Origin of the sequence: Microbacterium sp. 18062, from assembly GCF_902706225.1 — a bacterium.
Classification (GTDB): domain Bacteria; phylum Actinomycetota; class Actinomycetes; order Actinomycetales; family Microbacteriaceae; genus Microbacterium.
Map to the genome: position 1 here is coordinate 1 of NZ_CACSKB010000030.1, position 14,234 is coordinate 14,234.

At 64.7% G+C, this 14,234-nt stretch carries 11 protein-coding genes; 6 read left to right on the forward strand and 5 right to left on the reverse strand.

All coding sequences use genetic code 11. From position 1 onward, the window contains the following. Window positions 1-314 precede the first annotated feature (314 nt). The 5 genes from GVL03_RS11930 to GVL03_RS11950 form a co-directional block, all read right to left on the reverse strand. Window positions 315-1,937, reverse strand: coding sequence for a hypothetical protein (locus GVL03_RS11930; RefSeq protein WP_159501226.1), 1,623 nt, complete (start codon window positions 1,935-1,937; stop codon window positions 315-317). 605 nt (window positions 1,938-2,542) lie between these two features. Then, entirely contained in the window at window positions 2,543-4,117 is a 1,575-nt protein-coding gene (locus GVL03_RS11935) for a sugar transferase (protein ID WP_373683841.1), read from the reverse strand. A 366-nt stretch (window positions 4,118-4,483) separates the two neighbouring features. Next, entirely contained in the window at window positions 4,484-5,176 is a 693-nt protein-coding gene (locus tag GVL03_RS11940) for a hypothetical protein (protein WP_159501227.1), read from the reverse strand. An 810-nt stretch (window positions 5,177-5,986) separates the two neighbouring features. Beyond that, window positions 5,987-6,757: an SDR family NAD(P)-dependent oxidoreductase gene (locus GVL03_RS11945; RefSeq protein ID WP_159501228.1), complete on the reverse strand. Its 771-nt coding sequence runs from the start codon at window positions 6,755-6,757 to the stop codon at window positions 5,987-5,989. Between the two features lie 97 nt (window positions 6,758-6,854). After that, complete coding sequence (locus GVL03_RS11950) at window positions 6,855-7,043, reverse strand: SDR family oxidoreductase (protein WP_159501271.1); 189 nt, start codon at window positions 7,041-7,043, stop codon at window positions 6,855-6,857. A gap of 378 nt (window positions 7,044-7,421) precedes the next feature. Between GVL03_RS11950 and GVL03_RS11955 the strand changes: the two genes are divergently transcribed. From GVL03_RS11955 to GVL03_RS11980, 6 genes are all read left to right on the forward strand, one after another. Next, window positions 7,422-8,558 (forward strand): ABC transporter permease, encoded by a 1,137-nt coding sequence (locus GVL03_RS11955; protein ID WP_200847158.1) that lies wholly within the window; start codon window positions 7,422-7,424, stop codon window positions 8,556-8,558. Then, window positions 8,555-9,427 (forward strand): ABC transporter permease, encoded by an 873-nt coding sequence (locus GVL03_RS11960; protein ID WP_159501229.1) that lies wholly within the window; start codon window positions 8,555-8,557, stop codon window positions 9,425-9,427. The genes GVL03_RS11955 and GVL03_RS11960 overlap by 4 nt, the downstream gene beginning before the upstream one ends. Before the next feature lie 63 nt (window positions 9,428-9,490). After that, a complete protein-coding gene (locus GVL03_RS11965) occupies window positions 9,491-11,122 on the forward strand; it encodes an ABC transporter substrate-binding protein (RefSeq protein WP_159501230.1) in 1,632 nt (543 codons plus the stop codon). Window positions 11,123-11,182: 60 nt separating this feature from the next. Beyond that, complete coding sequence (locus tag GVL03_RS11970; RefSeq protein ID WP_159501231.1) at window positions 11,183-12,049, forward strand: ABC transporter ATP-binding protein; 867 nt, start codon at window positions 11,183-11,185, stop codon at window positions 12,047-12,049. Window position 12,050: 1 nt separating this feature from the next. Then, window positions 12,051-12,821, forward strand: a complete 771-nt coding sequence (locus GVL03_RS11975) for an ABC transporter ATP-binding protein (protein WP_159501232.1) — start codon at window positions 12,051-12,053, stop codon at window positions 12,819-12,821. Window positions 12,822-12,888: 67 nt separating this feature from the next. Then, entirely contained in the window at window positions 12,889-14,223 is a 1,335-nt protein-coding gene (locus GVL03_RS11980; RefSeq protein ID WP_159501233.1) for an NtaA/DmoA family FMN-dependent monooxygenase, read from the forward strand. Window positions 14,224-14,234: the final 11 nt, after the last annotated feature.

Below are 14,234 nucleotides of genomic sequence, written 5' to 3' on the forward strand. Positions count from 1 at the left end.
CTCCACGGCGAGCTCGACATGCGCACCCCGATCGAGATCGAGGACGCGTACTACGCTGACCAAGAATCCGCCGAACCAGCACCCGCTGGCCAAGGCTCCCGATAGGAACAAAAGTCAGGCCGATTCAGACAAATCGAGACGCCACTGCACCAGACCCGTCCACCTCGGGTCATCGGCATACTGCGACAGGCTCCCTATTCAAGGAAGAGCGCAAACTCCGTCCAGCTGCCACGCCAGAGCTGGATGATCTCCGCGTACCGCTCGCCCCGCTCTCCTCGAACCGGCCTCTCGCCGCAAGAATTCTAAACGCTACGCTACGAGAATTTGAAAGCGAGGTTGATATTTCCATCGTGGTAGATATAGAGCGTGTGTCGTATTAACCCTTCTTTGAAGTAGGTGTAGGTGCTCCTTTTCAGCCGTATCTGAAGATTCTGGTCCCATGTGACACTAACGCCGGCATCGCCTCTAAATATTGATAGAGATCTCGCTCTTGTGGACTCAATGCTCCGAGGGTTAAAACGTTCTTGATCGTCAATTTTTATTGCGTCATCGACGCGAAGAAGGAAGGGGATAACCTCCTGCGTGGTAGTCTTTGCGCGTATGCGCATTGACAGTTTGTTATCTTCGAAGGTCACAAACTTGGACACCATCTTCTCGTCGTCGGAAAAACTGGCCGTGAACAAGCCGGAAACTGACACGAGATCTTCCGGGTCTATTTCGGGATCCGAAATAGAGTTCCCCTTAAAATAGGTGCCAATCGAATCGATCCGCGCGCTATCCATTCCGTCCGAGGTGGACGTCCAGTACCCTTCCGAAGACCCACCTCGTGATGCGACCAGCGTTCCGAATCTCGGGCCCCATAGGAGCCCAGGGCCTGAGCGGACGCGATCAGTTGCACGCTTACCGGTTGATCCCGCGAAATAATACCCGGGGCGTCGCACAAACAGAAAGCTTTGCTCGCCGGGCGAGTTGAAGGAACGGGTAAATCGACTCTCCTTCAAGGGCGTCATATTGTTGATCTGCGCTTCGCGTTCGCTTGCGTCGGCACCCAAGCGTGCGGCTGGAATCTGGTGCATCAGGCGAGGTCGAATATCTCCTCTCTCGCGAGGAGATATGTCCGAGGAGCTCTGAGCCCAAGACGAGCGTGCTTCCATCTTCTCGGCTCGCGTTTCGAAGAAGACTGAGATGCTTGGAACAAAGTCGATAAACTGCCGACCGAAAGCGCGAGCATCTCGAGAATCCTCCGGGGTTCCCGTAAGCTCCGGGAGCGTCGTGCGTGTGTTAAGTGCATCGAAAACGACGAAGCCAGAGCCGTCAAATTCAGGCAACGCCATGAGGCTGGTAAAGCCTACCCACTTGCGCACCATATGAATCAATCGAGGATCGTGGGTTTGCTGATAGAGCTCAGCGAGATAGGGGAGGGTGACGGCGAGACCGTACCCGAGGTCGGTTCCCCCCTCTTCGAGGAAGTACCCGGCCGCAGATTGCCCATTATCTTCAAGCCAGGCGATCCGCCTGGGCACATCGGAAGCAATGGTTTGGTCTTGGAGTGCATCGGCGACCCGCGAAACACCCACCAGCCCCGCAACGACTTGGTTGGAAGGCACTCGCGGCGAGGACCAATACCCACGCTCGGACGACATGATCCATTCGCTGCTCGCGGCTAGTGTGTGTTCCAATTCGGAGAGTTGGTGCGGCAGTGCTTGTGACGATCTAAGATCGGCGAGAACTGAAGTCAGGGCGACCGTCCCGAAGGCTGTGGGTGCGAGTCGGCTAAGTCCCTCCTCGCCTTCAGGGAATCCTCCGTCTGTGGCTTGTAGCCTCATATAGAAGTTCAGTGCAATTTCGATTCGTGCGAGTAGCGTGTCGTCGTGGTAATAGGGATTCCACGACCGTTCATTGGCGTAGAACCAGGTGAGCGACGCCACCTGCTCCATGATCCGCGCATTTTCTGGATTGCATGGTTCTCGACACCATCCGTCACCTATCCATCCGCGCAGCGGTGACCGATCATCCACTATGCTATTGGCTAGTGGGGCGACCGCGAGAAGAAATTCGGCGAGTATTTGTTCTCGCGGTGCAAATTGCTGCCGCTGGAGGGCTTTGCATTGATAATGCTGCGACCTTCGGAAGCTCAGTCGATTGGTTTGTGCCTTCAGTAGGTGTTGGCGGCATCACGAAACGGTCGCTTTCGTCCGAGCGAATCAAAGTCGCGAGTCCCAGCCCTCCGAGCGCGGCTATTCCCCCGGCGGCGGCGACGCTAAGGAGTTTACGGCGCGTCACTCGGCGTATATGCGGCGTTTCCTCGTGCTCTTTGCGTTCGTCCAAAATGGTCTCACTTTCGCCGTTACCGACGATTCGGGGCTTTCGCGGGGTACTCGGAAGAAGGGGGCTGGGTAGTGCCACATTTCTCATTGGGGCGCGAATAGTTCTCACATCCGCGACGCTTGGGTCGAGGGGTGCGAGTCTCTGATCAATTTCTCTGCAAACGATGCTACGCGGGGCGACTATCTACGTCCAACATAAGTACTCGGGGTTCAGCTCAATGAGCACTATCCCCGGGAGCTATGACGGCTTTAGCTGTCTTTGCCAAGATCGCCAGATCCCCGACGAGGGACCAGTTCTCCACGTAGAAAAGATCGAGACGTACCGCATCCTCCCACTCAAGAATGGACCGCCCGCTGACTTGCCAGAGACCCGTGAGACCGGGACGCGTAAGCAATCGGCGTCGTGCGGCATCCGAGTAGAGCGCCACTTCGGCGGCAATCTGTGGGCGGGGGCCGACGAGGCTCATCGAACCACCCAGCACGTTGAACAACTGGGGAAGTTCGTCGAGCGAATACTTGCGGATGAATCGTCCGACGGGTGTGACCCGCGGATCGTCCTTGATCTTGAAGAGTGGCTTCTCGCTCGTACCCTGAGCCTCGAGAAGCGCTTTGAGCTCCTTATCGGCTCCTACACGCATTGACCGGAACTTCAGCATGTAGAAAGGACGCCCGTGGTGTCCGACGCGCTCTTGCTTGTAGAGCAGCGGACCATTGCTCGTGAACGCCACAGCCATCGTGACGGCAAGCAGGATCGGAGAGAGCAATATGATGAACGTGGTCGCACCAAGGACATCAAATGTCCGCTTGACGAAGGCCTGCCCTTTCGAGAAGCGAGGCGTCTCGACGTGAATCAGCGGAAGGCCTGCGACCGGCCGGGTGTGTAGCCGCGGGCCTGCGATATCGACGATGCTCGGCGCGAGCACGAGGTGCTGACGGCCGGCCTGCAGGTTCCACGAGATTTGCTTCACCTTGTCGGGCGGCAGCTCGTCCGTGCTGGTGACCGCGACCGTGTCGGCGTTCGTCAGATACATCGCCCGCTCCACGGAGTTGACGGAGCCCATCATCGGGATGCTCGTACCGGGCACGGTGCCCGCCACCGTGCCGCTTGGAGTGCAGGCGCCGACCACGTCGTACCCCGCGCTCGGGTTGCGTTGCAGTTCGCGAGCGATCTGGGCGACGGAATCCACTGAGCCGACGAGCAGTACACGGGCAGAGAACTCGCCAGATGCTCGTTTCGCAATGAGCCACTGTCGCCACAGCCATCGGGTGAGGAGGAGCACGGCCACGCCGAGAGGCAGGCTGATCAGGAGGAATCCACGTGCCACATCGATCCGCGTAAGGAACGCGACGATCGCGATCGCTCCGAAGAGACGAAGACTCGCATCGGCGACACGGACATACTCTGCTGACCCGGTACCGATCACGCGATCGCTTCGCGAGTCGCTCCACGAAAGCGCCGCGAGCCACGCCAAGACGAGTCCGGCTGAGAAGAGCCAGTAAGAGACATCATTGATGCGGCTGTCTTGCATGATCGACAGCTGTGCATTGCCGAGACCGAACCACGCGATCTGTGTACCGAACACGACCCAGACGAGAGCGAGGAAGTCGGTGATCAAGAGTCTGCGTTGGTAGCTGCGGCGCCAGTTTCTCACTGAAGGCTTGTGGGGAAGAGGCGTTGAACTGGTGATCGGCGTCGAGGTTGATGTCCCCTGCGCTGCATGCTGCTCGTCTGACTGTTGCGATGGCTCCAGCGACTCCGTCGTCGCATCGACCTGGCTATCGGTCGACACATCATCCCCCTGAGTATCTGGCGAGCGGCTGACGCCGGGAACACTAGCAGCCGATTGTGTCGGCGGTGTGTCCGGTCGAAAATCTGCTGTCACGATTCGAAGGCTCCTCAGAGGAGCGTAGCGGGGATGGCCCGCGAGCGCTGTCCGCCGTTCGGTGGACGAGGTGCGGGTGGGGCGCTTCGTCTCGCCTTCGGCTCGCTCAGCGACCGGGGTGGAGTGGCTCGTTCAGCGACCGGGGTGGGGCGCTTCGTCTCGCCTTCGGCTCGCTCAGCGACCGGGGTGGGGTGGGCTCGCTCGGCGGCCGGGAGGTCGTATGCTCAGCTCGCGCAGCGGCCGAAGAGGAGGTTGGTTCGCGAGGCGAGTGGATCAACCGAGTCCGAAGGCACGCATCAGAGCGGTTCCGGCGGCCCACATCCCCGCGCAGCAGGCGGCGGCCGCGAGCGCGCCCGCCAGATAGAGTCGCCGGGCGACGCGTGGCGCGTATGGGGCCAGGCACAACTGCTCGGTGCCGACCAGCGCCTCGACGAGAGCGATTCCTGTGTGGGCCTTCTTGAAGTACCGCATGTGCTCCCGATGCCAGTGGCGTAGAGGCGCGGTCGGCACGTATCGCACCGGCGAGCCCGGCTTGACGGGGCCGAGGCAGACGGGGTCGAGCAGAGACTTCACGATCATCACCTCGCACTCCGGCTGACGGGGGACATCTGCCGGCCAACGCCTGGTCAAGACGACCAGCACGAGCGTCACGGAGAGCACGGCGAGCAGGGCGATGCCGCCCGGGAGGAACTCGAACGCGGCGCGGAACAGCGCATCCGAGGAGGCTTCGGCTGTGACGGCGGCATCCGACGCGGCGGAGGCCGAGCCCGTCCACGCCGCCGCGACCAGCTGCTGTCCCATCTCCCACAGCGTGATGCAGGCCGTGCTCAGCAGCCGCCAGCACGACGCCACGAGGATCCCGAACAGTGCGGGAGCGATGAGCGCATGCGCCCAGAGCGCCACCGGCAGAAGCGGACTGCGGCGCAGGGTGCGCAGCATCCCCAGCTGCGTCTCGCCCGACCCCACCCACACGCATCCGTCCGGCGGTTCGAGCAGCGCGACCCGGCGACAGAGCTCCGCTCCCTGCGAGTGGCCCCACAAGGACGGTCGCATCGGCCTTCGCACGCGCCTCGCGCATCATCTCGAGGACGTAGGAGATCGCCGACTCGTCCAGCAGATCGGAACGATAGCTCCACGCATCGCCGAACCATACGCTGATCACCTCGCCGATCCGCCGCCGTGTGCAGGGATGGACGAGAGCGAAGGGCAGCAGGACCAGCGCGATCACGAGCACGAGCGGCGCGACCACCAGGCACAGCACGATCGCGAGGCACGCCAGCAGGGTGTGCCGTAGCTCGTCCACGCGGCGCCGGCGGGGGAACGCCTCGCCGATGTCGTGCCACCACAGCGCCACGGTGGCCCACAGGACGAACGGAGCGACGCGCAGCATCCATCCCAGCGTCCGTCGATGTGACACCGGCTCGACGCGGGCGTCCCACCACGCGTCGCGGAAGACCACATCGAACGGCGGATGGTCGGGAAGTGCCACGCGTGCGCGGACGGTGTCGACGTCTTCCGCCGCCGCCAAGGGGATGAACCTGCCGCCGAGCTCTGCTGTGCCCAACGCGAACGCATGGGCGACCTCGCGCGCGGTCTGCCCCCGCGCCTGCGTGCCGATGCCGTGCACGCACACCAGCGCGTACGTCGGCACACGCTCCTGCTCGGACATGGGGCGATCCTCGCAGATGCCGGACCATGGACGGTCAAGAGCCGTGGCGGGCACGTGGATCGCTTCGTCTCGCCTTCGACTTCCTCAGCGAGCGTGCCGCGGGCGGGTCACCTGACGAGAGTGCGTCCTCCGTCGATGACCAGGAGCTGGCCCGTGACGAAAGAGGCCTCGTCGCTGGCGAGGTAGCGGAAGCCGTTCGCGATGTCGTCGGGGCGTCCGACGCGGCGTATCGGCTGCGACTCTGCCGTCGCGCCGATCCCGAGAGCCCCGAGCGAGTTCGCGGCGTCGAGAGTCTGCGGCGTCTCGATGATCCCCGGCGCGATGGCGTTGACGGTGATGCCGTCGGGCCCCACTTCGGCGGCGAGGCTGCGCACGAGACCGACGACGCCCGCTTTGGCGGCGGAGTAGTGCACGTGCTCTGTCCAGGACTCCTGGTTTCCCACCGTGGACGACGTCGCGAGCAGCCGCCCGTGCCCGGCCGCGCGCATGGGCCCGAGGGCGGCACGGAACAGGCGCCACACCCCGGTGAGATCGACATCGATCAGATCGCTCCAGGCCGCATCGTCCAACTGTGCGGCGGCAACCTTGCGGGCGATCGCCGCGTTCGCGAGCACGATGTCGAGCCGACCGAAGCGGTGCAGCGCCGTGGACACCAGGGCATCGACATCCTCGGAGCGACGAACATCCACCGCCTGCGAGATCGCCGTCACCCCCTTCGCTGCGGCCGTCTCGATGACACCGGCGATGTCGTGACCGTCCGGCGCGTAGTCGGCGAGCACGAGCGAGGCGCCGGCATCAGCGAACGCGAGCGCGGTCGCGGCACCGATTCCCGATGCCGCCCCGGTGATGATGGCGACGCGGCCCGACAGATCGAGCATTGTGGAGTCCTCTTCTCATTGGGAGTGTGTTTCCGTCCCTCGTGCACTCACGCGGGACGGGTGCCGCGACCTTTCGTCTCGTCGCTTCGCTCCTTGCTCAGGGACCGGTTCCGGGGCGGTTGGCGGGTGAGTAGGCAGTCCAGCCCCCGTCGACGGCGAGCACATGTCCGCTGACGAACGTGCAGTCGTCCGAGGCGAGGAACAGGATGGACCCCGCGACATCCTCCGGTCGCCCCAGACGGGGGAAGGGCGTGCGGCTGAGGGAGAACTCCGTCGCCGCGTCGATCGCGCCGGAGGCGAGGTACTCCCCAAGGCGCGGATGCTCCTGATCCTTCTTCTGAGCACGGCACGCTCCATCGACGAGATCCGAGACGCATTCGACGAGGACGTGTCCCTAAGAAACCACTTTCAGCCCGAGAAACCATGAATGCCGTGGTTTCCCGCGAGGGATCTGGTTTCTGATGGCGGGATCCTCGCGTCTGCGGGCAGAACGCGCAGTGGTGCGACCGGGATCGCGAATTGGGCTACTCGTCTGGTCTTTTTTCACGGCGCGTGGAGGTTGCAAGTCGCGCAATTGTCTTGTCACGGCATACGCACGCCAAAGAAACATCGAACTCCCACGATGAAGGGACCAAGGAGCCGAACCTGATCCGGAGGGCGCATCGTGCTGATCGACACCACGACTGAACCAGCGCCGCAGATGGCGCCTTCGGCTGTGCAGCCGTCCGGACCAGTGCGCGACCTGGTCGCTCTGCGCCGTCGCCGCGTTCTGGCAGAGACCGCCGCGTGGCTTGTCCGCATCCTCTTGACGTGGATCGCGTCGGTGATCGCCTTCGCCGTTCTCGCCTTCTTTCTCGTGAAGCTCGTTCCCGGCGACCCCGTGCTCGTCGCCTCAGGCGGCCGTCTCAGCGGTGAGGACTACGAGCGGGCGCGGGCCGAGCTCGGGCTGGATCTGCCGCTGTGGCAGCAGTTCGGTGAGTATCTGATGCAGTTGCTGCGTCTCGATCTCGGCACGTCGATCGTGACCGGGCGTCCCGTCGCCGAGGACCTCGCCGTGAGGGTGCCCGCGACGCTCGAGCTCATCACGCTCGGTCTCGCCGGAGGCGTGATCGCGGCACTGCTTCTCTCTCACCTCGTGGTCACGCACAAGGGCTCGTGGTGGACGCGCCCGCTCATCGCGTACGCGCGTTCCGCGGGAGCACTTCCCGAATACGTGCTCGGCATCGCCTTCATCTTCGTCTTCTACACGACGCTGCGCCTCGCGCCGGCGCCGACCGGCCGCCTCTCGCCGATGCTCATCGCCCCGCCCACGACGACCGGCTTCAGTCTGCTCGACGCGCTGATCGCCGGCGACCTGAGAGCGTTCGGATCCTATGCGGAGCACCTGACCCTCCCGGTGCTCGTGATGATCGTCGCGCACACCGCGATCCTCATGAAGACGATGATCCCGAGTCTGGATGCGGCGATCGATGCACCGTCGACGCGTTTCCGGATCGCATCGGGCGCATCGCGCCGCGCCGTGTACATCGGCATCTACCGCAGCGCACTGCCATCCATGATCACGATGCTCGGCATGCTCTTCGGCCTCTTCGTCGGAGGAGCGGTCGTGCTCGAAGCGCTCTTCGGCCTCGGCGGCACCGGCCAGTACGCGGTGGACGCCGTCAACGGATCCGACGTCTACGCGTTGCGCTCGGTGCTCGTGGTGATCGCGGCGGTGTGCCTGGCCGTGTACCTGCTCATCGACATCGTCAACGGCGTCCTCGATCCGCGACGGCGGACCGGGAGAAAGACGGAGGCATGATGGCAGCGCTCACGATGCGCACGGGGCGCCCGCCCGTCCTCTCGCGGCGCAGACGAGCCGTTCCCTCTCAACGGCTGCTGGCGGCGCTGCCCTTCCTCGTCCTGCTGATCGTCGCGCTTCTCGGGCCCGTGATCGTGCCGCACGATCCCACACGGGTCGTCGGACCCACGTCCGCCCCGCCGAGCGCTCAGTTCTGGTTCGGCACCGACTCGAACGGTCTCGACGTCTTCTCACGCGTCGTCTCCGCGACGAGACTCGACATCCTGCTCTCGCTCGCAGTGACGATGCTCGCCACGGTCACCGGGATCCTGCTGGGCATGTTCGTGGGGATGTTCGAAGCATCTCACGCCCGTGTGCCGCGCACCGTCGCGCGCGTCCTCGCTCGTGCGCTCGATCTGTTCCAAGCGATCCCGGTGCTGATCGGCGGGCTGGTCGCCGTCTCGTTCTTCGGCCGCAACGTCGTCGTCATCGCGCTGGCGCTGGCCGCCGTGCTGATGCCGTTCCAGGCTCGTCTTGTGCGCACAGAGGTGCTGAGGGTGCGTTCCGAGGCCTACATCGACGCAGCACGCATCTCCGGTGAGAGCAGCCTACGGCTGCTCTGGGGCCACGTGCTCCCGAACTCCGCGAGTCCGGCGCTCGAGAACACCTCAGCGGTGTTCGGCATGGCGATTATCTTCAGTGCGGGCCTCGGCTTCCTGGGTGTCGGCATCCCCCTGCCGACACCCGAATGGGGCAGCATGCTCGCGATCGGGGCTGCCGACGCCGCAGTCGGGCGGTGGTGGCCCGCCTTCTTCCCGGCGCTGGCGCTGTGCTTCGCGGTGTGGGCGGCCTCGGCGTTCGCAGCCGCACTCTTCGACAGACGTCGCTGAGCTTCCGCGTCCCCGGCTCACCCTCCATCCCTGTTCCACCCGACAGATACCCAGGAGAACCTCATGTCATCCAGGTCTTGGCGCACCCGAACAGCGGGGGTCAGCGCCGTTCTCACCGCATCGCTCGTCCTCGCCGCCTGCTCCGGGGGAGGGGGTGACGAGTCGGCCTCCGGCGCCGCAGTGACGATCGTGACCGCGGCGCAGACCCAGTCGTTCGCGAACGACTGGTCGGGCACTGGCTATGAGGCCGCCGAGTACTTCATGAACACGGGGGCGACACTCATCCGTAACCCCTATGTGGAGGGCTCCGACGGGCTCGCCGCCCATCAGGACCTCTACGACTTCGAGCCGCTCCTCGCGGAGAGCTATGAGGCCAGCGACGACGGACTGACCTACACGTTCCACCTCGATCCCGATGCGCTGAGCACCGCCGGCAACAGCCTCGACGCAGACGATGTCCTCTTCTCCATGGAGCGCAAGTTCCTCGCGCCGACAGCGTTCGTGGAGTTCATCAGCTCTCCGATCATCACCTCGGCCGATCAGTTCGAGAAGATCGACGACATGACCGTCGCCGTGACGGTCGCAGAGCCCGGCTACGGTTTCACGCTGCTGTCGCTCCTGGCCAATTGGATGTACGCGGTCTACGACTCCGACGTGCTGCTCGAGCACGCGACCGACGATGACCCGTGGGCCGTGGAATGGTCGGCGTCCAACCACAACTGGGGCTTCGGCGCGTACGAGGTCACCGACTACACCGCGGGCGAGCAGATCGTGTTCGAGGCGAACCCGGGCTTCGTCGGCGGGGAGCCGGCGGTGACGCGGGTCGTGCAGAGGGTTGTCGCCGATGCGGGTCAGCGGGCGAATCTCCTCGGCAACGGGGACGCCGACATCGCCACCCAGCTGCGGCCCGCCGACCAGCAGACGATCGAGGAGGACGGCACCGGTCAGATCTTCGACGTGCACTCCAACGCCATGGTCTACGTACCGCTCACGACCACCCTGGCGCCTTTCGACGACGTCGCGGTGAGGCAGGCGCTGAGCCACGCCATCCCGTACGAGGCGATCTTCGAGGACGTGTATCGCGGGCGGATGTCGGCGCTCACCGGCATCCTGGACTCGACCGCCCCCGGCTACGTCGGCGACGGGCTCGAGCCGTGGACCTACGACCCGGACACAGCGAAGGAGATCCTCGAGGACGCGGGGTACACCGAGCCCGTCGCGTTCACGCTCACCGTGAACAACTCCTACCCGGACCTTCAGGAGACGGCGGTGCAGATCCAGTCTGCGGCGGCCGACGCGGGCTTCGACGTCACCATCGACACCGTCAACAACGCGACGTTCCAGGAAGGCCTCGCGTCGAAGACGTTCCAGGCGAGCATGGGCCGCGACTACGCGATCGTCCAGTCGCCGCCCTACGTGCTCGGGCTGTTCTACACGCCCGGCTCGGTCATCAACTGGCCGGACTGGGACGACGCGGAGTTCAACCAGGCGCTCGTCGACGGCAACGCCGCGGGCGACCCGTTGTCGGACGAGGCGGGCCTCCACTGGAACCAGGCGCAGCTGCGCATCCAGGAGGACGTGCCGACGATCTGGTTCGGCAGCGTGCAGCCGTTGAACGCCTTCGCGAACCAACTGGACGGATACGTCTTCCGTACCGACAACGTCATCGACTACTCGCAGCTGTCCATCGGTTGAGCGTGGTGCGGGGCGTGCGAACGCCGCCCCGCACCGGTATCCCCCTACGCAGGAGCCCCAGTGAACGTTGAGAACAGCACGCAGCCCCTCCTCGAGGTCGACCATCTCGATGTGCACTACGGCGGTTTCCACGCGGTGAAGGACGCATCGCTGCGCGTCTACGAGGGCGAACGGGTGGCGATCGTCGGCGAATCAGGATCGGGGAAGACGACCCTCGGTCTCGCCTTGGGCGGCTTCATCGACACACGCCTCGGCACGGTCACCGCGGAACGGCTGGCCTATCGAGGTATGCCCTTGACGCAGCCGCACACCCGCATTCCCCGGTCGGTGCCCGGTATCTCGATGGTGTTCCAGGACGCCATGACCTCGCTCGACCCGGTCTCGACGGTCGGCAGCCAGATCACCGGTGTCCTTCGCAAGACGCATGCGCTGAGCAGGCGCGCTGCCTCCGCAGAGGCGATCCGGAGGCTCGATGCGCTGGGAGTGAGGGACGCCGAGTTCGTGATGGCCTCACGGCCCGGTGAGCTGTCGGGCGGGATGCGGCAGCGCGTCATGGTCGCGATCGCCACGGCAGGTGATCCCGCGCTGCTCATCGCCGACGAGCCGACGAGCGCGCTCGACGTCAACATCGGCCTCGCCACGATGCGAACGCTCACCGGCATGGCCGACGAGGGCAGAGCTGCGCTGCTGTTCATCACGCACGACATCGAGTTGTGCGCGCGGTTCGCCGACTACGTGGTGGTGATGTATCGGGGCGAGATCGTCGAGAACCTGCCAGCTCGAGACCTGAGCCGGGCGCAGCATCCGTACACTCTCGGTCTGCTCTCGAGCGTGCCACGTCTGGACTCGGCGGATCTCGATGAGCTTCCGGTGTTCGACAGCGGCGCGACGACGGAAGAACCCGTGATCGCGGCGATCGGAGGATGACATGACGGCGACGCTGTTGCGCGCGGAACGTGCACGCAAGGTCTACGGAGACAAGATCGCGGTGAACGACGTGTCGATCACGCTGACCGACGGCGATACGGTGGGCATCGTCGGCGAGTCGGGGTCGGGCAAGTCGACGCTTGGAAGGATGCTGCTGGGGCTCAGCCGCCCGAGCGGAGGCGACGTGCTCTACGACGAGCGGCCGTTGCGCGAGGTGCTGGCGGGCCGTAGGTCGGCGCTGCAGTTCCGGCGGGACGTGCAGATGATCCAGCAGGACACCTCGGCAAGCTTCGACCCGTGCTTGACGATCCGGCAGTCGTTGCGCATCCCGGCGCAGGTGCTCGGCGGCCTGGATCGCGCTCGTGCCGACGAGTGCATCGAGGCGCTCGCACCGGAGATGGGGATCGCGCCCGAACTGATCGATCGCATGCCGACCGAGCTGTCGGGCGGACAGCGCCAGCGGATGGCGATCCTCCGAGCACTCGTGGTCCGGCCGCGTCTGGTCGTGTGCGACGAGGTGATCAGCGCTCTCGACGTGTCGGTGCAGGCCCGCATCCTCAATCTTCTCAAGCGATACGTCCGCGACCACGGTATGGGGCTCGTCTTCATCTCGCACCAGCTGCCCGCCACCGCCTTCATCACCGACGAGTTGCTGGTCATGTACCACGGCGATGTCGTGGAACGAGGGGAGACCGATCGGCTGTTGACCGCCCCCGCGAGCGACTACGCGCGTGGCCTCGTCGAGGCATATCGGAATCTCGCCGCCCCCTGACCCGACGTCGCGGCTCGCAGAGCCGGACGTCGCCTGCGAACAGTCAACAAAGAAAGGAACGACCGCCATGTTTCACCTCGGATGGTTTCTCGGCAACGGATTCGGGATCCAGGAGTGGAGTGCGCACAACGGGCACGGGCCGTGGACGGGGACGAACGTCGTCGACTGGATGAAGCCGGATCTGTACATCGACCTGGCTCAGAACCTGGAACGGGCCGGCTTCGACTACATCCTCATCGAGGACACGGCGATGGTCGAGGACTCCTACAACGGCTCGGCCGAGGTCTCGCTGCGTCGCGGACTGATGACGCCCAAGAACGATCCGATGCCGCTGGTGCCGCTCATCGCGCGCGCCACCGAGCACATCGGCGTCGTGCCCACCGTCTCGACGATCCAGTACCACCCCTACCTCGCGGCGCGTCTGTACACGACTCTTGATCACCTCACCGAAGGCCGGGTCGGCATGAACGTGGTCACGTCAGTGACCGATCGCGTTGCGCAGAACTTCGGGTACACGGAGCACTTTCCGCACGATGAGCGATACAAGATGGCCATGGAGTGGATCGACGTCGTCCAGCAGCTGCAGTCCACGTGGAAGCCTGGCGCCGTGCTCGCGGACGCGGAGAACGGGCGCTATGCGGACCACCGTTTCGTGCAGCCGATCGACTTCGTGGGCCAGTACTTCTCATCCCGGGGGCCGCTCAACACCATCCCGGGGCCGCAGGGCGTCGTCCCGGTCGTGTCCGCGGGCGGCTCGGCGCCCGGGCGCGAGCTCGCGGCACGTTTCGACGTCACGCAGATGGCGATGTGCAAGACCGTCGAGGACATGAAGGAGTATCGAGAGGACATCCACCGCCGAGCACGGTCGTTCGGTCGCAGCACCGACGACATCAAGCTCCTGTTCCTCGCCTCTCCCGTCATCGCCGACACCGATGAGGACGCGCAGGAGAAGAAGCGCCGGATCGAGGCCGCACGTAGCTCGGACGCGGCGATCGAGTACAACCTCTGGAACATGTCGTACACGAGCGGCGGCCGGATCGACTTCGGGGCCATCGACCCGGACACGCCCGTGGACCAGATCGACCTCTCGAAGCAGAACGGCGAGAACAGCTCGATCGCAAACCTCTTCCAGCACACCGAAGGGAAGACGCTCCGTCAGGTCGTGGCGTCCTCGTACCAGATCACGGACCTCGGACTGGTGGGAAGTCCGGACACGGTGGCCGAGCAGATGGGAGACATCATGGACGAGGTGGGAGGCGACGGCTTCCTGATCTACCTGCCGATGACACGTCGCAGCATCGCCGAGGTCTCTGACGGCCTGGGGCCCGCGCTCAGGCGCCGTGGGCTGATCCGCGACGAATATCAGGGGGCGACCCTGAAAGAGAACATCCTCGCGTTCTGATACCGGAGCGC